Source organism: Actinomadura roseirufa, assembly GCF_900659635.1.
GTDB lineage: Bacteria > Actinomycetota > Actinomycetes > Streptosporangiales > Streptosporangiaceae > Spirillospora > Spirillospora roseirufa.
Window position 1 is genome coordinate 17479 of sequence record NZ_CAACVB010000058.1, and the last position, 18962, is coordinate 36440.

Below are 18962 nucleotides of genomic sequence, written 5' to 3' on the forward strand. Positions count from 1 at the left end.
GCGGCGTCATGGGAAAGGCGGCCTCATGGGAGCGGCTGGGGCATGGGTACTGCGGCGTCGCGGGCGCTGCGGCAGGACGGGGAGCGCAGGCACAGGAGCGGGCGCGCGCCGTCCAGGCCGAGGGCGCGCAGTTGGCGCGCCAGGGGATGGTCCGCCGGTCCGACCGTGAGCCGGACCCTTGGTGAGGGGTGCGCCCGGCCGCGGCCGCGCAGCTCGATGCGCGAGCGGACGGGCGCCCCACCGAGGTCGGAGTGAACGACCAGGTCGCGGGCCGGGACCGGCACGCCGCGGCCGACGACCCCGGCGAGCGTCAGGACGGTGTCGTCGCCGATGCCCGCCTCCACGCGCAGGAGGCCGGCGCCGCCCTCGATCCGCAGCGCCCCGAGCGTCGCCGGATGGCCCCAGATCTCGTTCGCGGCGGCGCGGGCCGGCTCGGTGGTGGCGAGGGTGCCGAGGAAGCGGACGGCGAGCCGGGAGGCGCGCGGTGGGCCCGCGACGACGATGCCGAGGGCCAGCTCGCCGTGGTCGCCGAGGGTGACGCGCCGGTTCTGGGCGGCGTACAGCACGGCGATGGCCCGGCCGCCGACGCGCGCGGCGGCCCGCCGGGCGGCGGGCCCGCCGAGCAGGTCAGCCGCTGCCGCCGCGTCCGCGGCGAAGTACGCGGTGACCACGTGCGCGTCGTCGCAGCGGACGGGCAGCTCGACGGGTCCCCGCGTGGTCGCGACGGTGCGCCGGGCGCCGCTCTCGTCGTCGTACAGGCGGTAGAGCTGCGTGCGCGTCACCGGGCCCCGGTAGGGGCGCAGATCCTCCTCGACGTGGTCGCGGACCTCGGGCAGGTCGTGGGTGATGTTCGCGGTGTAGTGCTCGATGCTGTGGCAGGCGGGGAACTCGTGCGCGGGGTCGGTGTAGTCGGCCACGTACCAGTCGGGGTGGAGGTCGAAGCAGTTCCCCGCGCCCTGCCCGTCCAGGCTCGGGATGAGGTCGTGCTGGTTGGTGATGCTGGTGACCCGGGTGCGGGACGAGACCGGCCGCTTGAAGTCGATCGGCGACCCGATGGCGACGGCGTGCGTGACGGTGTAGCGGGCGCAGAACCCGGGGTCCTGCGCCAGGCTCATGATCGCCGCACCGCCGGCGCTGTGCCCGATCAGCGCCAGCTCCGCGCCCGCGGGCACGCCGAAGTCGTCGATGGCCTTGGCGAGCGCGCGGCTGTAGGGGGCGCTGTCGAGGAGCGTGCTGCTGAACGCGCCGAGCAGGTCGCCGGGCGAGTCGGAGTCCGGGACACCGATCCTCATGCCCGGCACCTGGACGACGTAGCGCTCGGTGGCGTCGGGCCCGGTCACGCTCTGCACCAGGGCCCGGCCGGTGGGACCGACGACGCAGATGTTGGCGAGGAAGTCCAGCAGGGACCCGGTCCGGCGCAGGCGCTCGGCCTCGGCCGGTTCGGGGTGGACGCGGCGCGCGGCGCCCGCGCCGGAGTCCAGGACGGCCACGGCGCGGTTGCTCAGCCCGGTGACGGGGTCGGCGGTGGCCGCCGCCGACCCCGAGGCGATCAGCCAGGCCGTGTGGTCGTTGAGCGGGTTCTGGTCGAGCAGCGCGCGCAGGGCGAGGATCTCCCCGAAGATCGGGGCGACGGCGGTCAGCGCGCGCGCCGCGCCGCGGTCCCGCACCAGCGCGTACAGCGCCCGCGCCGACTCGATCTCGCGGTCGGCGGCGACGGCCTCGTTGAGCCGGCGCAGCAGCGGGTCCTGGGCGAGTTCGGGATTGCGCAGCGTCACGGCGGCGATGCGCAGCCGCAGCGACGTGGTCATGAGCGCGACGGCGAGACTTCGCGCGCCGACCATCCCGCCGATCCGGGCGCCGACCGCGCCGGCCCGGCCCCCGGCCAGCGCGTGGCCCAGGCCCTTGCGGCTGGTCACCGCGTGCAGGAGGGCGCGTCGGGCCCGCAGCGCGCCGTCCGGGCCGGCCGGGCGGGCGCCGAGCGCGGCGGTGGCGTGGACGGAGGCGGTGCGCACCGACTCGGCGATCTCGGCGAGCTCGCGGGCCGCGGCGAGCAGCGCCCGGCCGTCGGAGGTGTCGTCCATGGTCACGGGATCTCCTTCCCGCGCCGCTAGAGGGCGCCGCGCCAGGTCATGCTGACGAACCGGGGCCGCGGATCCTCCGGGACGTTGCGGTGCAGGACGTCCGACACCGTGCGCGTCCCGCCGATGATCCGCATGCCGAGCGGGGTGAACGTCGCGGAGTTGAGCACGCGGGGCGCCAGCAGCGGGTTGGTCAGTGCCTGCGAGAACGCGTCGATCGCGATGATCTTGGTGAGCAGCGGCGGCAGGATCGCCTTCGCCGACCCGGGCTCCTCGGCGAACAGGCCGACGTACAGGTCGACGTCGTCGACGGTGCCGTACAGGTCGCGGAGGGCGCCCTGCACCCGGGGGTCGCCGGTGATGTGCTCGAAGCGGCGCACCCGCGGGAACCGGCAGTGCTCCCGGTAGTCGTTGTAGGACGCCAGTTGCAGGGCGCGCCCGCCGGCGATGGACGCCTCGTCCACCTCGCGGAGCACGGGGTCGGTGTTGAACAGGCCGAGGCGGCCGGCGCGCTGCTCGGAGGCGTCCTCGAAGAGCCGCCCGAGACCGGTCTCGGGCAGCAGCGCGGAGCCGAACAGCGTGGCGGGCAGCGGAACGTCCCGGTTCCCGATGCTCAGCGTGGACGGGACGAGGCTGTGCCACCGGTAGACGAGGTTGAACTCGATCGACGCCCAGTTCTGCCGCTGCCACGGCGCGCGGGCGAGCCTGCGGGTCAGCCGCGGGTCGAGCAGGAAACGGAAGTGGTAGGGCGTGATGTGGTTGATGTACTCCTCGACCACGATCTTGATGACGAGGGCGATGACGATGTTGCGCGCCGTCTGGAACAGCCGCTCGTCGTCCCACCGGGGGTAGGTCGCGGCCAGCAGCCGCGCCACCCGGTTGTGCTCGCGCAGGAACAGCACGGTGAACATCGCGAAACCGACCTGGAGGTTGCCGCGGTCGCCGCCGAACGCGAAGAGCGTGTCGCGCCGGGCGGCGTCGACGACCTCCAGGCGGGCGACGCTCAGCGCCGCGAACTCCGGCTTGATCCGGCCCTGCTCGCACAGGTACGGCGGGAACTCGCCGCCGTTGACGAGCCGGCTCTTCAGCAGCCCGCCGTCGAAGGCGCGGACGGCTCCGGTCGCCTCCTCGCCGAGCCCGTACAGCGGGTTGACGTCGATCTCGTGGTTGGAGGTGTTACGGCTCGGGTCGCGCGGCACGCGGCTCTCACCGCGCAGGAACCCGTCGGTGAACCACTGCGCGAAGTAGGCGAACAGCACCGTCGAGCGCGGGCACGGGATCATCTCCTCGCCCCGCGCGAACAGCGCGGCGGCCCGCTCCGCCGAGGGCCGCACGGCCCCCTCGGGCACCGGCGCCGGTGGCAGGTGGCGGCCCATGTAGGACCGGTCGGTCAGCGACGTCCACGACGTGTACGGGGACTTCGTGCTCAGCGGCTCGGGCCGGGCCGGCATCTCCCGGACCGCGCTGTCGATCAGTACCGCGTTGAGCCCCAGCCGCACCGGCCGGACGGCCTCGGCGAGTAACCACAGCGGCCTGCCGTGCGTGAGCGCCAGATACCGGAGCCGGTTGACCGCCCCGTCCGTCGCCACGCTCCGCGCCTTCGCCGGACCGGCCACCACCGGCCGCCCGCGCACCAGCCCCCCGCCACGCCCACGCCCCTTCCCCGCTCCCCCGCCCACACCACGCCACGCGCCCTTCCCTTGACCACCCGGTCCGCCATCGCGCCCCTGACCGCCGCCGTCGTCCCCGGCCCCCACGACCGCGAAGAACGCCCCACGCCGACGCCGCGCCAGGCCACGCCGGGAGAAACGCCCGGTGCCCCGCTCCGCCGCACCCCTCTCTCCCCTCGTCGCGGCGGATCCCACCGCCGTAACGACCGCCCTCGGGCCACTTCGGGAAGAACCGCCGTCACCGGACGACCCACCCTTGGCCTCGGCACCGCCTTCCCCCAGACCGCCGGCCTCCTGCTGCCCGTCGCCGCGCCCTTCCGCGCCGACGGACTCCACCGGCCCGCGAAGCCGACCCGACCGCGCACGCCGCAGCACAGAACCCTCGCTCTCCACCCCCACAACCCCACCCGAAGCACCGGATTCAGCAACACCCGCCGCGCCGCCGCCCCCGGCCGCGCCAGAGCCGGGCTCCGGCTCCTGCCGCGCCGCGCCAGAGAACGGCGCGCGATCACGAGCCCGCCGCGCACGCCGCAGCGCACCTCCGTCCTGCTCCGCACTCTCGCTCTCAACCCCCACAACCCCACCCGAAGCACCGGATTCAGCAACACCCGCCGCGCCGCCGCCCCCGGCCGCGGCGGAGTCGGGCTCCGGCTCCTCCTGCGCCGACCTGGACGGCTCGGCGGTGGCGGGGAGCGGGGGGCGGTCGCGGGGTGGCCAGGCGCGGCGGAGGGCGGCGCGGACGCCGCCGCGGTCGTGGGGGCGGCCGCCCGGCTCGGTGACGGGCCGGTCGCCGGCCGGGGAGAGGGTGTCGCCGGTGGCAGGGTCGCCGGTGTGGGGTACGCCGTCGTCGCCGTCGCGAGGGGTCATGTCAGGGTCCTTCCTGGCCGAGGCCCAGCAGGAGACGGTCGGGGAAGACGCCGCGGTCGCGTTCGACCCTGCCGTCCGGGGGCGGAAGCAGCCGCAGGCCCGGACGGCGGAGCAGGCGGCGCAGGGTCTCGCTGATCACGGCCGTGCCCGGGTGGACGCCGACGCAGGCGTGCGGGCCGTGGCCGAAGTGCAGGTGGACGTGGGGCGGACGATCCAGGCGGAAGACGTCCGGTTCGGGGACGGCGGTCTCGTCCGCCATCGCCGAGGCGACCGCCGCGAGCACGAGGGCGCCCGCCGGGACGGTCGTCTCGTGCGGGGTGCCCGGCGCGAGGACGTGGTCGCGCTCGCAGGTCCGGGCGATCACGGTGAGGAACGGGTCGAAGCGCAGGGCCTCCCACACGTGCCGGTCGAACAGGTCCGGGTCGGCGGCGGCCCGGACGGCGGCCCGGTGCAGCCCGGGGCGGCCGAGGATCTGCCCGACCGCGTGGACCATGGAGCCCGAGGCGTTCTCGGCGAACCCGAGCAGGAGCCCGGCGACGTTGGCGGCGACGCGCCGGTCGTCGAGCCCGAGCCCGGCGGGGAGCCGCGTGCACAGCAGCCGGGTGAGGACGTCCTGCGGGACGGCCGGCGGGGACGCCCGCACCGCGGCGCGGCGCTCGTCGAGCAGCCCGCGGAGGTAGGCCATCATCTCCCCGCCGGCGCGCACGGACGCCGTGTGGACCGCCGGGTCGCCGGTGAGGTTGGCGGTGAGGTCGGTCATCACGGTCCGGGACCAGCGGGACAGCGTGGCCGGGTCGGGGCCGGGGAAGCCGAAGTACTCGGCGCACACCGCCGCGCAGACGGGCCGGAACAGCTCGCCGACCGCGTCGATCCGCCCGTGGGGGGCGGCGGCGTCCAGCGCCTCCTCGGCGACGCGCCCGGCCAGCGCGCGGACCTGCGGCACGTCCTCGGGCGGGAGCATGACCTGCATGAGGCCCTTCTCCCGCCAGTTCAGCGGGGTGGCGTCGCGGGTCAGCATGACCGGACAGCCGAGCGCGGGGTCGAGCCGGGCGGCGTAGCCGGCCACGGTGAAGCTCTCGCCGCGGGAGAGGACCTCGGTGACCTCGGCGAACCGGGTGACGAGGGTGAAGGCCGGCGTGACGAGGACGGGACGGTGCGCGCGCAGCTCGGCGAACAGGGGACGCCGCTCGGTGCGCAGCCATCCGGCGAGCAGCGCGGCCGCGGCCGCGGGGTCGGCCGCGCGGGCCGCGTCGTACCTGGGGAGATAGCCGTCGGCCGTCTTGTCGTCGAGCCGGTTCATGCGGCGCCGCCTTCACTCCGGGGTCGCGTCGGGCACCGGCCGGACCGGCCGCGGGACCGGCGACAGATTTCCTCCATGGCCTGTCGTAGCCGAATGAGAGCCCAAAGTAACGGCTATGCACGGTTTTGGCAACATAGAGTCAGGAGATAAGCGCAAAGAGTAACAGTAAATTGACTAAAAGGTAACTGCCAGTCAGGCGGGCGAGTGGCGTTGAATCGGGCCGGAGAAGGCCGGAGAAGGAGGGCACATGCCCGCACGCTCAGGCTGGGCCGAGCCGGAGACGGCCGGTACCGCGCCCGTCTCGGCGGCCCGCCGCAACGCCTACCTGGTCACGCTGGTGGTCCTGCCGGCGGTGGTGCCGGCCGCGGCGGCGGGGGTGGCGTGGGGACGGGGAGTCGGGCCGCGCGACCTGGTGATCGCCGCCGTGATGTACACCGTCAGCATCTTCGGCATCAGCGTCGGCTACCACCGGATGCTGACCCATCGCGCGTTCAAGTGCCGCAGGCCGCTGCGCGTCGCGCTCGCGCTGGCGGGCGGCCTGGCGCTGGAGGGGCCGGCGTCGCTGTGGGCGGCCGAGCACCGTCGTCACCACAAGTACGCCGACCGGCCGGGCGACCCCCACTCGCCGTGGGCCTACGGCGAGAGCGCGTGGGGCCTGGCGCGGGGCGTCCTGCACGCGCAGGTCGGCTGGTTCTACACGGCGCGCCGGCGGTCCGACCGCCGGCACTGGGTCCCCGACCTGCTGGACGATCCGGACATCAGGCGGCTCGACGCCGCCTATCCCCTGACGGCGGCGGCGTCGTTCGCGCTCCCCGCGCTGGCCGGGGGGCTGTGGTCGGCGTCCTAGGCCGGCGCGTGGACGGCGCTGTTCTGGGGCGGGCTGGTCCGGTACGCGGTCGTGCACCACGTCACGTGGTCGGTCAACTCGATCGCGCACGGGTTCGGCGGGCGCGCCTTCACCACGCGCGACCGCTCCAGCAACGTCCGGTGGGTGGCGCTGCTGACGTTCGGCGAGGGGTGGCACAACTGGCACCACGCCGACCCGACCAGCGCCCGTCACGGCGTCCTGAAGGGTCAGCTCGACCTGAGCGCGGTCCTCATCCGGGGCTTCGAACGGGCCGGATGGGCCTACGACGTGCGGTGGCCCGACCCGTCCCGCGTGGGTGAGCGCCTGCTTCGCGGACCGGCGGCCCGTCCTCCGGGCGACCTCGGAGAAGACGACACGGTGGCCACGCGGGCGTGACCACCGTCAGGGTCGTGCGAGGGGGAGCCGGTCAGGCGATGTAGACGCTCTGGCCGAACTCGAACGTGCCGCGCCTGTTCGGGTCCAGGCTGGCGATGGCGTCGCCCTTGCACCGGTTCCCGCGGAAGATGAACGCGGTCGTGTTGGTGCGGTTGACGGCGGCGAGCCCGGCGTGCTGGGTGGCGTAGCAGCCGCTGGGCCGGTCGTGCCGCTGGGCGTTGAGCCACAGGGCTCCCTCGGCCGCCTGGGCTCCGGAGGCGGGCAGCGCGAGGGTACCCAGCGTCGTCGCCCCGACGAGGGCGAACAGGGGTATGGCACGTCGCATGGTGGTGTCTCCTGGGGGGTTTTCGGGGGGACGATCCGGCGGAGGGTCCGCCGGGCCTTCGGTGGCGAGCGGCCGGGACGGGTCAGTCGAGGTGCCGGATGTACACCCAGTCGACCTCGCCGTCGCCGTCGGCCCCGCCGCGCTGGCAGCGCTCCAGCATGCGGTTGCCCTGCGAGTCGCGGGTGATGCGCTGCGTCCCGATGGGCTTGAACCTGCCGTCGTGGCCGAGGCAGCCCTGGGGGCGGACGGCGGCCGGGGGCGCCGGCGCGGCGGTGCTCGCGGGGGTACCGGACGAGACGGGGGACGAGGCCGGCGCGGGGGCCGCCGACGCGGGAGCCGCGGCGAGGCCGGTGAGGACGGCGGCCAGAGCCGGACCTGCGAGCAGGCGTGCGACCATGACGTTCCCTTTCTGATCAGGGGGTCGTTTTTTCCACGCCGCACACTACTCACTGTAGTCACATAATTACAGTGATGTAGTTCTTACCTCTAAATAAGTCGCCCCTCGCCCGATCGATAGTCCCAGCTCCCCACATCACTCACTTCTTCCCCAAATCACCCAGGAGAGTTCTCCCAGGTGAGGGTAGTCATCAACCACTGAACAGAACTAAACACGATGATCGAAACGAGTCACACGGAATCAAGCAGAACAGGCTCATTTCACGAGACAAAGAACGGGAAACCCCTCTATAAGGAAGCTCCAACAAGAGCGCGAGAGGCCGCACAGGAAAGCCGTCCACCCGGCGAACGCGGCACGAAAGGCGGCACCACTTCCACCGGACGCCATAGCCGCCCCCGGGTCCGATCCACGGGGGTCTGCGGGCACCGAAACGAGGCCGCCCCAACGGCCGGTCTTTGTCGGACATTGCCAAGAGATGGGCGCTCATTCGGCAGTTGATGCCGATTTTCGAATCGGCCCGAAGTGGTTCGGTATTCAACCTGCGGTGATAGCCGGAGCGTCGCGAAGCGGGCACGGGTAGGGCTTGCCGGGCGCCGGACCGCTGGTTAACGTGCTCTCAAATTTATAGGAAACCTTACTGTTGATTTCTGCGCGCATCTGACTCGGGGTTCGGGGGAACTTCCGTCGGCTTCCCTACCGTGCCATGGAGTGAGTCTTGCGTTCCCGCTCTGTACTCGGCGTCCTCGCCGTCCTCCTGCTCGCCTTCGCGGTGCCCCTCTACGCCCGCGCCGACGCTCCGGCCGCCGCGCCGGCGGCGGCGTTCACCAAACCGTCCGACTGGGGGTCGGGCTGGGAGGGCAGGTTCACCCTCACCAACGGATCGGACAAGGCGATCAGCGGCTGGGAGGTCGCCTTCGACCTGCCGTCCGGGACCACCCTCGGCTCCTTCTGGGACGCCACGGTGACCTCGACGCCGCCGCACCACGTCTTCAAGAACCGTGAGTACAACGGATCGATCCCACCCGGCGGATCGGTCACGTTCGGCTTCCTCGGGAACGGTCCCGGGGCACCGGAGAAGTGCACGTTCAACGGCGCCCCGTGCACCGGCGGGCCGGAGCAGCCCGGTGGTCTCGGCGCCCCCGGCAGCCCCTCGGTGACGGGACGGACCGACACCTCGCTGACGCTGTCGTGGACGGCGGGCGGCGGAACGCCCACCGGCTACCGCGTCTACGAGGGCTCCGACCTGCGCGCGACGGTGAACGGCACAAGCGCCACGCTCTCCGGCCTGGAGACGTGCTCGTCCCACAGCTACACGGTCAAGGCGTACAACGCCGACGGGGAGTCGGCCGCGAGCGCCGTCGCCTCGGGCACGACCAGCGGATGCGCGACGGGGCCGCTGCCCCGGCACTTCCTCACCGGGTACTGGCACGACTTCAACAACGGGTCCAGGGCGCTCAAGCTGGCGGACGTCCCGAACGAGTACGACCTGATCGCGGTGGCGTTCGGCGAGTCGACGTCGCGGGCGGGCGAGGTCACCTTCCGGGTCGACCCGGGGCTGTCGTCGTCGCTGGGCGGCTACACCGACGCGCAGTTCAAGGCGGACGTGGCGGCGCTGCACGCCAAGGGCAAGAAGGTCATCCTGTCGGTCGGCGGCGAGAAGGGCGCGATCCGGGTCGGGGACTCCTCGTCCGCGGCGACCTTCGCGAGCAGCGTGTCCGGGCTGATGACGCAGTACGGGTTCGACGGCGTGGACATCGACCTGGAGAACGGGTTGAGCCCCGCGCCGATGGAGCAGGCGCTGCGGCAGCTGCGGGCCAAGGCCGGCGCCGGCCTGATCATCACGATGGCGCCGCAGACGATCGACATGCAGTCCACCGGTGCCTCCTACTTCCAGCTCGCGCTGAAGATCAAGGACATCCTCACCGTCGTGAACATGCAGTACTACAACTCCGGCGCGATGCTCGGCTGCGACCAGAAGGTGTACTCGCAGGGGACGATCGACTTCATGACCGCGCTGGCCTGCATCCAGCTGGAGGGCGGGCTGCGCGCCGACCAGGTGGCGCTGGGGCTGCCGGCCGGGGCGGGCGCCGCGGGAGGCGGGGTCGTCTCGCCGTCCATGGTGAACAACGCGCTGAGCTGCCTGGCCACCGGCTCCAACTGCGGGTCGTACAAACCATCGCGGACCTACCCGGACATCCGGGGCGCGATGACCTGGTCGATCAACTGGGACGTCACCAACGGCGGCGGGTTCGCCCGCACCGTCCGGCCGCACCTGAACACGCTTCCGTAGGGGCCTCGCGATGAAGAGGATCTGGGTCCTGGCGGCGCTGCTCGCCGGGCTGCTGGTCGCCGCGGGCCCCGCGCACGCGGAGAACATGCTGAGCAACGGCGGGTTCGAGAGCGGGTCGCTCGCGGGCTGGTCCTGCTCGGGCGGGTCGGCGGTGACGACGCCGGTGCGGACGGGGACGTACGCGCTCTCCGGCGGCGTCACGGCGGGCGACACCGGCCAGTGCGCGCAGACCGTGGGCGTGCGGCCGAGCACCGCCTACACGCTGTCGGCCTGGGTGCGCGGAACCTACGTGTACCTGGGCGTGACGGGCGGCACGTCCACCTGGACGCCGTCGGCGTCGGCCTTCACCAAGCTGACGGTGTCGTTCACGACCGCCGCAGACCAGACGTCGGCGCAGGTCTTCCTGCACGGCTGGTACGGGGCGGGTGCGTACTACGCCGACGACGTGGAGCTGGACGGCCCCGGCGGCGAGCCGCAGCCGGGCGTGCCGGGCCGGCCGGACACGCCGCGGCTCGGGACGGTCTCCGACGGCTCGATCGCCCTGTCGTGGGACGCGGCGTCCGGGACGGTGACGGGCTACCGGGTGTACGAGGGCTCCGCCGCGCGGGCCACGGTGACCGGGACCGGCGCCACCCTGTCGGGTCTCACGGCCTGCACGACGCACACCTACACGGTCGCGGCGTACAACGACGTCGGCGAGTCGCCGAAGTCCGACCCGGTGACCGGGACGACGACCGGCTGCACCGACACCGGGCTGCCCAAGCACGCGCTGATCGGATACCTGCACGCGAGCTTCGCCAACGGGTCCGGGTACGTGCGCATGGCGGACGTCCCGGACGCGTGGGACATCATCGACCTCGCGTTCGGCGAGCCCACCTCGGTGACGTCCGGGGACATCCGGTTCAACCGGTGCCCGGTGAGCGAGTGCAAGAACGTGGAGAGCGACGCGGAGTTCATCGCCGCGATCCGCGCGAAGCAGGCCAAGGGCAAGAAGGTCCTGATCTCGATCGGCGGGCAGAACGGCCAGGTCCAGCTGACCAGCGCGGCGGCGCGGGACGCGTTCGTCCGGTCCGTCTCGGAGATCATCGACCGGTACGGCCTGGACGGCCTGGACGTCGACTTCGAGGGCCACTCGCTGTCGCTGAACGCGGGCGACACCGACTTCCGCAACCCCACGACGCCCGTGATCGTCAACCTGATCTCGGCGCTGAAGACGCTCAAGGCGCGGTACGGGGCGAAGTTCACGCTGACGATGGCGCCCGAGACGTTCTTCGTGCAGGTCGGGTACCAGTTCTACGGCGGCGCGAACGGCGGCGACACCCGCACGGGCGCCTACCTGCCGGTGATCCACGCGATGCGGGACGACCTGACGCTGCTGCACGTCCAGGACTACAACTCCGGCCCGGTGACGGGGCTGGACGGCCAGTACCACCAGATGGGCGGCGCCGAGTTCCACATCGCGATGACCGACATGCTCAAGGCGGGGTTCCCGGTGGCGAAGACCGGACACACCTTCCCGGGGCTGCGGCCCGAGCAGATCGCGATCGGGCTGCCGGCCGCCGTGAGCGCGGGCAACGGGCACACGCCGCCCGCGCAGGTGCAGCAGGCGGTCACCTGCCTGGTCAAGGGCCAGGGCTGCGGCTCCTACACGCTGCGCGGCGGGACGTCGCCGAACCTGCGCGGCCTCATGACCTGGTCCATCAACTGGGACCACTACTTCAACTGGGACTTCATGAACAGTCACGAGCCGTTCCTGAACGCGCTCCCGTGACACGCGACTCGGCCGGGATTCCCGAGGCTCCCGGTCCCACCCCCAACGGAAGGAAGACCATGCGATCTCCCCGTACGAAGGTCGCCGTCGTCGCGGCGGCGGTGCCCGCCGCGTCGGTGCTCGCCGTGCTGGCGAACGCGGCGCCCGCCAGCGCGCACGGCACGATGTCCGATCCGCCCAGCCGCGTGTACACCTGCAAGAACGAGGGCCCCGAGCACCCGCAGTCGGAGGCGTGCAAGGCGGCCGTCGCGGTCGCGGGCACGCAGCCGTTCTACGACTGGAACGAGGTGTCGCTGCTGGACGCGGGCGGACGGCACCGCCAGCTCATCCCGGACGGCCAGCTGTGCAGCGCGGGGCGGGCCAAGTACCGCGGGCTCGACCTGCAGCGCGCCGACTGGCCCGCCAAGAAGGTCTCGCCGGGCCCGTTGACGATCACCTACCACGCGACCGCGCCGCACGCGGCCAGCAACTTCGATTTCTACATCACCCGCGAGGGCTGGGACCCGACGCAGCCGCTGCGCTGGTCGGACCTCGTCTCGCTGGCGTCGTTCACCCGGCAGAACCCGACGACGTTCACGAACTGGACGCTCACGCTGCCGCAGCGCACCGGGCGGCACATCCTGTACTCGACCTGGCAGCGGGTCCTGGGCAGCAACGAGGCGTTCTACACCTGCTCCGACGTGGACTTCGGCGGGGCGAACACGCCCACCCCGCCGACGACTCCCCCGACCACCCCGCCCACCACGCCGCCGACCACCCCGCCCACGACTCCGCCCACGACCCCGGCGCCGGACGGCACCTGGGCGCTGGGCAAGGCGTACACCGCGGGCGACAAGGTCACCTACAACGGCGCGTCCTACGAGTGCCTTCAGGCGCACACGGCGATCGCGGGCTGGGAGCCCCCGAACGCCGGGGCGCTCTGGCGGGCCGCCTGAGCGCGGCGCGATGAAGTACGGCGCACTGGCCGTGCTCGCCGCGTGCGCCCTGCTGCTGTTCGCCAGGTGCGGAGCGGCCGGCGGTTCGCCGGCCGCTCCTGCCGCGGCCCGCGGCGGGGACGGCTTCAACTCCACCGACGTGATGTACCTGCAGATGATGGTCCCGCACGAGGGCCAGGGCGTCCGGCTGGTGCGGCTGGCCCGCGGCCACCGGGTACGGCCCGAGATCAGCACGCTCGCGGCGGCCATCGAGGCCACGCAGCTCACCGAGGTGCGGACCATGGCCGCCCGGCTGCGCGGCTGGCACCGTCCGCCGCGGGCGAGCGCGCACGAGCACGCCGGGCACGGCGGGATGCCGCAGACCACCGACGCGCAGCTCCAGGCGCTCGACCGGACGCCGGACGACCGGTTCGAACGCGCCTTCCTGAACCTTTTGATCGCGCACCAGGACGACGCCGTCCAGATGGCCCGGAAGGAGAGTCGCGGAGGCGAAGACGCCTCGACCCGGCGGCTGGCGGAGAGCGTCGACCGCTCGCGCTCCGCGCAGATCGCCCGCATGCTCGCCATCCTCGGGCCAAGCTCCCCCACCCAATCCCCCACCCCCACTAAGTAGGTGTTGGAATGCGCCGACTAGTCAGTGCCCTGCTCACGCTCGTCGTCGTCAGCGCGCTCGCCGTGGCCCCCGCGCACGCGGCCGACCGGCTGACGGCGGCCTTCAGCCTGTCCGGCAACACGGGCAAGTACGTGGTCAGCAATCCCGGTTCGGCCAGCGTCAGTCATTGGACGCTGGTGTTCGAGCTCCCCGCCGGGGTGACCGCGAGCAACGCCCAGAACGCCACCCTTTCCCAGGATGGGACGAAGGTGACGCTCACCCCCGCCCACTACATCGACACCATCCGCAGCGGCGGGAACACCGAGCCCTACAGCCCGACGTTCTCGCTCAGCTCCCCCTCCGAGCCGACCAAGTGCCTGCTGAACGGCGCGAACTGCGACGGATCGGGTGAACCGCCCGCCCAGCAGGCGGGGGTCACCGCGACCTACAGCGTCGAGGGGTCCCGCGCCAAGTTCGTCGTCGCCAACAACAGCGGTGCGACGATCAACAACTGGTCGGTCGTGTTCGACCTGCCGAACGGCGTGACCGCCAGCGCCGCCGACAACGGCTCGGTGACCCAGAACGGGCGGACGGTCACGCTGTCGCCCGCCTACTACAACGCGACGATCGGCTCGGGCCGGACGACGGAGCCCTACAGCCCCACGTTCAACGTCAGCCAGTCCGGCGCCCGGCCCACCAGCTGCCGCGTCAACGACGTCAACTGCGACGGCACCGGTGACGCCGCGCCGGGCGCGCCCGCCAACCTGAAGTCCCCGGTGAAGACCACCAAGTCGGTGTCGCTCACCTGGGACGCGGCGAAGCCGGGCAGCCTGCCGATCACCGCCTACGAGGTGTACAACGGCTCGGTGCTCGCGACGACGGTGCCCGAGACCAGCGCCACGGTGACGGGCCTCACGCCGAACACCGAGTACACGTTCACGGTGAAGGCCCGCGACCGCAAGGGCACGCTGTCGCCCGCCAGCGAGCCGATCAAGGTGAAGACCAACGACCCGGCGACCGACACCAAGGCGCCGTCCGTCCCGGACGGGCTGCGCAGCACCGGCAAGGACTCCGCCAGCGTGAAGCTCGCGTGGAACGCCTCGACCGACGAGAGCGGTGTGGCGAACTACGACGTGCTGGTGGACGGGAAGGTCGCGACCACGGTGACGGGGACGACGGCGACCGTGGCGGGGCTGTCCCCGTCCACGACGTACTCGTTCTCCGTGCAGGCCCGCGACTCCTACGACAACGTGTCGCAGGCCAGTGCCGCGGTGAAGGTGACCACTGACGACGTGGTCAACAACGGGTACGCCCGCGTGGGCTACTTCGTCCAGTGGGGCATCTACGGCCGCCAGTACTTCGTGAAGAACCTCGACACGACCGGCAACGCCGCCAAGCTGACCCACATCAACTACGCGTTCGCCAACATCGACCCGAAGAACCTGACCTGCCTGCAGGGCGTCACCAAGGGCACGACCTCCGACCCGCAGGACCCGAGCCAGGGTGACGGGGCGGGCGACGCCGAGGCCGACTACGGGCGCGCGTTCAGCGCGGCGCAGTCGGTGGACGGCCAGGGCGACACCGGCTGGGAGAAGCTGCGCGGCAACTACAACCAGCTGAAGAAGCTCAAGGCCAAGTACCCGAAGCTGAAGGTGCTGATCTCGATCGGCGGCTGGACGTACTCCAAGTACTTCTCCGACGTGGCCGCGACGGACGCCAGCCGCAAGAAGTTCGTCAGCTCCTGCATCGACACCTACATCAAGGGCAACCTGCCCGACTACAACGGCGCCGGCGGGCCGGGCACGGCCGCGGGCATCTTCGACGGCATCGACCTCGACTGGGAGTGGCCGGGCGCCGAGGGCCACGCCGGCAACCACATCGGCAAGGACGACAAGGCCAACAACACGCTGCTGATCGCCGAGTTCCGCCGCCAGCTCGACGCGCTGACCAAGGACACCGGCAAGCAGTACCAGCTCACCGCGTTCACCCCCGCCGACCCGGCGAAGATCGCGACCGGCTGGGACCTGCCCGAGGTCGCCAAGAGCCTGGACATCTTCAACATCCAGGGCTACGACTTCCACGGCGCCGGCAGCGACAACTCGTGGGAGCCCAACCGGACGGGTCACGCCGGCAACCTGTACGCCGACACCGACGACCCGTACTCGTTCCACTTCAGCGTCGAGAACGCCGTGAAGGTGTACCTCGACGCCGGGGTCAACCCGCGCAAGCTCACCATCGGCCTCGCCTACTACGGCCGCGGCTGGCAGAACGTGACCGACGGTGGCAAGCAGGGCGAGTGGCAGGACGCCAAGGGCGCGGCTCCCGGCCAGTTCCAGGAGGAGGCCGGGACGCGCGGCTACAGCAACCTGATCGCCAGCGTGCCGAACTGCACGATCACGCATGACATGCAGTCGATCTCCACGTTCTGCTACACCGGGAACAACGGCCAGTGGTGGACGTTCGACGACGCGTGGTCGATCACCAAGAAGGTCGCGTGGCTGCGCAGCAAGGGCCTGCTCGGCGCCATGATCTGGGAGATGTCGGGTGACCCCGGCGTCCTCACCAAGGCGCTGGACGACGGCCTGAAGTAAAGCCGGCCTGAAGCAAGAGGGGTTCGTCCCCGAGGGCCCGGGGCCGGTGCCGTCCGCTCATGGCGGCACCGGCCCTGGCACCACCCGGAGGGCCCCGGCGCACCGCGATCGGTGCGCCGGGGCCCTTTTCTCTCGTGTCCCGCCGTCTACCAGCGGTCGAAGTGCAGAACCTCGTCCAAGGGGACGCGGGGAGCGGGACGGAAGGTCTCGCCGGTGTAGTAGGCGGTGGGGATGAGCGCGGCCTGCCGGACCTCGCCGGGAAGCCCGAGCAGCTCGGCGACCTCCCGCTCGTGGACCAGGTGCAGGGTCGTCCACGCGGTGCCGAGCCCGCGGGCCCGCGCGGCGAGGGCGTAGTTCCACACGGCCGGCAGGAGCGATCCCCACAGGCCCGCCTGGTTGCCCTCGGGAAGGTCGCCCGTGGACAGCCGCAGGCAGGGGATCATCAGGACGGGCACCTCGCCCATCCGCTCGGCCAGATGGGTCGCGCTGGCCGTGACGCGCTTCTGGTGCTCGGTGCTGTCCGGGGCGCCGGACGCCCCGGCGCCCGTGGCCGTGTAGGCCCGGAAGGCGCGGTAGTAGTAGCTCCCGATCGCCTTGCGGGTCTCAGGGTCGGTGACGACGATCCACTGCCACGCCTGCCGGTTGCCGCCGTTCGGTGCCTGCACGGCGACCTCCAGGCACTCGCGGATCAGCTCCATGGGGACCGGGCGGGTGAGGTCCAGGCGCCGGCGCACCGCGCGCGTCGTGGTCAGCAGTTCGTCCGGGCCGAGCGGAAGAGTCGTCATGGACCCATGCTTTCATCCGCTTTCCCGACGAAGAAATGCCAGGTCAGGGGCCACTCGGGCGTGGATTCCGTCGATCAGGGCGAGGAGGTCGGGGCAGTAGACCGACGGGTTGAGGTAGCCGGTGCCCGAGCGGTACCGGTGCGCGTACAGGCCGCCGCCGCAGACGCGCGCCCACCGGCAGGCGCGGCAGCGGTCGCACAGCCCGTCCACGCCGAGCTGCCGGGCCACCGTCATCGGCATCGCCAGGACCGCGTCGAAGGAGTCGCGGGCGACGTGCAGGCCGGTCGCGGGCGCGGTCGCCGACACCGCCTTCAGCAGGTCCGAGTGCTCGATCGAGCCGTCGGTCTCCACCACCGCGACGCCGATCGGCGCAACGCCCAGCAGCTCGCTGGACGCCCGGCCGCCGAGCAGGAGCTGGAGGATCTCGGCGAACAGCCGGATCTCGACGCCGCCCGCCGGGTACCACGCGTCGAAGATCCGCAGCAGCCAGCCGGCGTACGGAGTGCCCGCCGCGGCCGGGTCGCGGCCGGGCGGCGGCGCGTCCCAGGTGCCGTGCGGGAGCAGGAAGTCCATCCGCGGCGGCGCGAAGGCCAGCAGCGCCTCGTAGGTCGCGACGGGGTCGTTGCGCAGGTCGATCGTGCACAGCAGCCCCGCGAACAGGTGCCGGAACCGGGGCGCGGTCAGCCGCCCGAGGCCCGCGGCGACCCGGGCGTGGCTGCCCCGGCCGCCCGCCAGGCGGCGGTGCCGGTCCTGCGCGGCGGCGTCCCCGTCGAGGCTGACCCCGACCCGCACGTCCAGGCCGGCGAGCGCCGCGAGCCGCTCCTCGTCCAGCCGGGTCCCGTTGGTCTGCACCGCGACCTCGACGGCCGCGCCGCCCGCCGCCGCGCGGACGGCCCGCACCGCGCGCGCGAGCAGCGCGGTGTCGGCCAGCAGCGGCTCGCCGCCGTGCAGCACCAGCCGCACCGCGTCCAGGCCGTGCGCGCGGACGTGCTCGCCGATCCGCGCGGCCGCCGCGTCCACGACCTCGCGCGGCATCTGCGCCGGGCGGTCCCGCCAGCCCTGGTCTGCCATCGCGAAGACGTAGCAGTAGTCGCACGCCAGGTCGCAGCGGGCGTGCACCTTCAGCACGAACTCGCGGAACGGGCTGGGCCGCCAGCCCGCCGCCCGCAGCGCGGGCACGTCCAGGGACGCGGGCCACTCGGCGTCCGGCCCGCCCCGTCCCACCCCGGTCGTCATGGTCGTCACGCGCCGACCGGGAGCGCGCCGTTGGCCCGCGCCCACGCCGCGCGGTGCTCGGCCAGCGCGTGGGCGGCGGCCCGTTCGGCGGCCTCCGGCACCGGCTCGGCCGACCAGGAGTCCAGGGTGCCGCGCATGCCGCGGGCGAACCGGGCCCCGAGCGGCGGCAGCGCGGGCTCCTCGAGCAGTTGGTCCAGCCCGGTGCGCACGGCGGAGCGCCACCGGGCGAACTCCACGTGCGCGAGGAACGCCCGCTCGCCGCGCTCGTGCCGGCGCTGGCCGCGCCAGAACCCGGCGACGCCGAGGAAGGCGTAGGTGCCGTGCAGCAGCCCGGCCAGCGGACGGGGGTCGGGGCGCCAGGGCGCGTAGTAGCGGCGGCCGCCGCCGGTGTCGGGCAGCAGCGGCAGCGCGTCCATCAGCGCGGTCAGCTTGGCGTGCTGGACCTCGTGCGCGAGCGTCACCGCGAGCTGCCGGGCGTCCATCGGCACCGAGAACGCGACGCAGCCGAACGCCTCGCGGGCGGTCGCGCTGGTGTGCCCGGCCGGGTCGGCGGACAGCGGCGTCACCGTGGTGAGCAGGGCACCGATCTCGCCCGCGATGGCCGGATGGTGGCGGGCCAGCAGCCGCCAGGCGGCGCCGAGCGAGCCGCGCAGCCCCTCCAGGGCGCCCGCGCCGAGCCGGGACGCGACCGGCAGGCCCGGCGGGAAGCGGTACGGGTCGACGTCGTCGACGAGCAGGCCGAGCGTCCGCCCGCCCGCGTCGGCCGACACCCGGCGCAGCCCCAGCCAGCCGGGGCCGTCCCGGTCCGCCGGCGACGGGATCGCGACGGTCCGCCCGCCCGCGCTCACCCGCGCGGCGGGCCCGGTTCCGGAGGGCCCGGTT

13 protein-coding genes and 1 pseudogene are annotated in these 18962 nt (G+C 72.9%); 6 read left to right on the top strand and 8 right to left on the bottom strand.

Annotated elements, in window-relative coordinates:
• Positions 1-23 precede the first annotated feature (23 nt).
• From E1291_RS15315 to E1291_RS15325, 3 genes are all read right to left on the bottom strand, one after another.
• A complete protein-coding gene (locus tag E1291_RS15315) occupies positions 24-2081 on the bottom strand; it encodes a lipase family protein (RefSeq protein WP_131738485.1) in 2058 nt (685 codons plus the stop codon).
• Positions 2082-2107: 26 nt separating this feature from the next.
• Positions 2108-3667: a peroxidase family protein gene (locus E1291_RS43245; RefSeq protein WP_242614173.1), complete on the bottom strand. Its 1560-nt coding sequence runs from the start codon at positions 3665-3667 to the stop codon at positions 2108-2110.
• A 949-nt stretch (positions 3668-4616) separates the two neighbouring features.
• Entirely contained in the window at positions 4617-5915 is a 1299-nt protein-coding gene (locus E1291_RS15325) for a cytochrome P450 (RefSeq protein WP_131738472.1), read from the bottom strand.
• A 472-nt stretch (positions 5916-6387) separates the two neighbouring features.
• Here E1291_RS15325 and E1291_RS45105 point away from each other — a divergent pair.
• A pseudogene (locus E1291_RS45105) lies at positions 6388-7158 on the top strand (acyl-CoA desaturase).
• A 31-nt stretch (positions 7159-7189) separates the two neighbouring features.
• Here E1291_RS45105 and E1291_RS15335 read toward each other — a convergent pair.
• The gene (locus E1291_RS15335; RefSeq protein ID WP_131738473.1) at positions 7190-7483 is read right to left on the bottom strand and encodes a hypothetical protein; all 294 of its coding nucleotides are present in this window, start codon (positions 7481-7483) and stop codon (positions 7190-7192) included.
• A gap of 82 nt (positions 7484-7565) precedes the next feature.
• On the bottom strand, positions 7566-7880 hold the full coding sequence (locus E1291_RS15340; protein WP_131738474.1) for a hypothetical protein: 315 nt from the start codon (positions 7878-7880) through the stop codon (positions 7566-7568).
• A gap of 715 nt (positions 7881-8595) precedes the next feature.
• Between E1291_RS15340 and E1291_RS15345 the strand changes: the two genes are divergently transcribed.
• Genes E1291_RS15345 through E1291_RS15365 form a run of 5 tightly spaced genes read left to right on the top strand, consistent with a single transcriptional unit; the run spans position 8596 to position 16059 of the window.
• Positions 8596-10170, top strand: a complete 1575-nt coding sequence (locus E1291_RS15345) for a chitinase (RefSeq protein ID WP_131738475.1) — start codon at positions 8596-8598, stop codon at positions 10168-10170.
• Between the two features lie 10 nt (positions 10171-10180).
• Positions 10181-11941 (top strand): chitinase, encoded by a 1761-nt coding sequence (locus E1291_RS15350; RefSeq protein ID WP_131738476.1) that lies wholly within the window; start codon positions 10181-10183, stop codon positions 11939-11941.
• Between the two features lie 59 nt (positions 11942-12000).
• Positions 12001-12876: a lytic polysaccharide monooxygenase auxiliary activity family 9 protein gene (locus E1291_RS15355; protein ID WP_131738477.1), complete on the top strand. Its 876-nt coding sequence runs from the start codon at positions 12001-12003 to the stop codon at positions 12874-12876.
• A gap of 10 nt (positions 12877-12886) precedes the next feature.
• Positions 12887-13489 (top strand): DUF305 domain-containing protein, encoded by a 603-nt coding sequence (locus tag E1291_RS15360; RefSeq protein ID WP_131738478.1) that lies wholly within the window; start codon positions 12887-12889, stop codon positions 13487-13489.
• Positions 13490-13497: 8 nt separating this feature from the next.
• A complete protein-coding gene (locus tag E1291_RS15365) occupies positions 13498-16059 on the top strand; it encodes a glycosyl hydrolase family 18 protein (protein WP_131738479.1) in 2562 nt (853 codons plus the stop codon).
• 146 nt (positions 16060-16205) lie between these two features.
• Here the strand turns inward: E1291_RS15365 and E1291_RS15370 are convergent, their stop codons facing one another.
• From E1291_RS15370 to E1291_RS15380, 3 genes are all read right to left on the bottom strand, one after another.
• The gene (locus E1291_RS15370; RefSeq protein WP_131738480.1) at positions 16206-16844 is read right to left on the bottom strand and encodes a nitroreductase family protein; all 639 of its coding nucleotides are present in this window, start codon (positions 16842-16844) and stop codon (positions 16206-16208) included.
• A 12-nt stretch (positions 16845-16856) separates the two neighbouring features.
• Positions 16857-18080: an FxsB family cyclophane-forming radical SAM/SPASM peptide maturase gene (locus E1291_RS15375; protein WP_131738481.1), complete on the bottom strand. Its 1224-nt coding sequence runs from the start codon at positions 18078-18080 to the stop codon at positions 16857-16859.
• A 5-nt stretch (positions 18081-18085) separates the two neighbouring features.
• A partial coding sequence (locus tag E1291_RS15380; protein ID WP_242614176.1) for an aKG-HExxH-type peptide beta-hydroxylase occupies positions 18086-18962 on the bottom strand: 877 nt, incomplete at its 5' end.

Excerpts from the sequence above, each read along its gene's own strand:
- E1291_RS15315 (WP_131738485.1), bottom strand. The coding sequence starts at position 2,081 with ATGGACGACACCTCCGACGGCCGGGCGCTGCTCGCCGCGGCCCGCGAG.
- E1291_RS15325 (WP_131738472.1), bottom strand. The coding sequence starts at position 5,915 with ATGAACCGGCTCGACGACAAGACGGCCGACGGCTATCTCCCCAGGTAC.
- E1291_RS15335 (WP_131738473.1), bottom strand. The coding sequence starts at position 7,483 with ATGCGACGTGCCATACCCCTGTTCGCCCTCGTCGGGGCGACGACGCTG.
- E1291_RS15340 (WP_131738474.1), bottom strand. The coding sequence starts at position 7,880 with ATGGTCGCACGCCTGCTCGCAGGTCCGGCTCTGGCCGCCGTCCTCACC.
- E1291_RS15350 (WP_131738476.1), top strand. The coding sequence starts at position 10,181 with ATGAAGAGGATCTGGGTCCTGGCGGCGCTGCTCGCCGGGCTGCTGGTC.
- E1291_RS15355 (WP_131738477.1), top strand. The coding sequence starts at position 12,001 with ATGCGATCTCCCCGTACGAAGGTCGCCGTCGTCGCGGCGGCGGTGCCC.
- E1291_RS15360 (WP_131738478.1), top strand. The coding sequence starts at position 12,887 with ATGAAGTACGGCGCACTGGCCGTGCTCGCCGCGTGCGCCCTGCTGCTG.
- E1291_RS15365 (WP_131738479.1), top strand. The coding sequence starts at position 13,498 with ATGCGCCGACTAGTCAGTGCCCTGCTCACGCTCGTCGTCGTCAGCGCG.
- E1291_RS15370 (WP_131738480.1), bottom strand. The coding sequence starts at position 16,844 with ATGACGACTCTTCCGCTCGGCCCGGACGAACTGCTGACCACGACGCGC.
- E1291_RS15375 (WP_131738481.1), bottom strand. The coding sequence starts at position 18,080 with ATGACGACCGGGGTGGGACGGGGCGGGCCGGACGCCGAGTGGCCCGCG.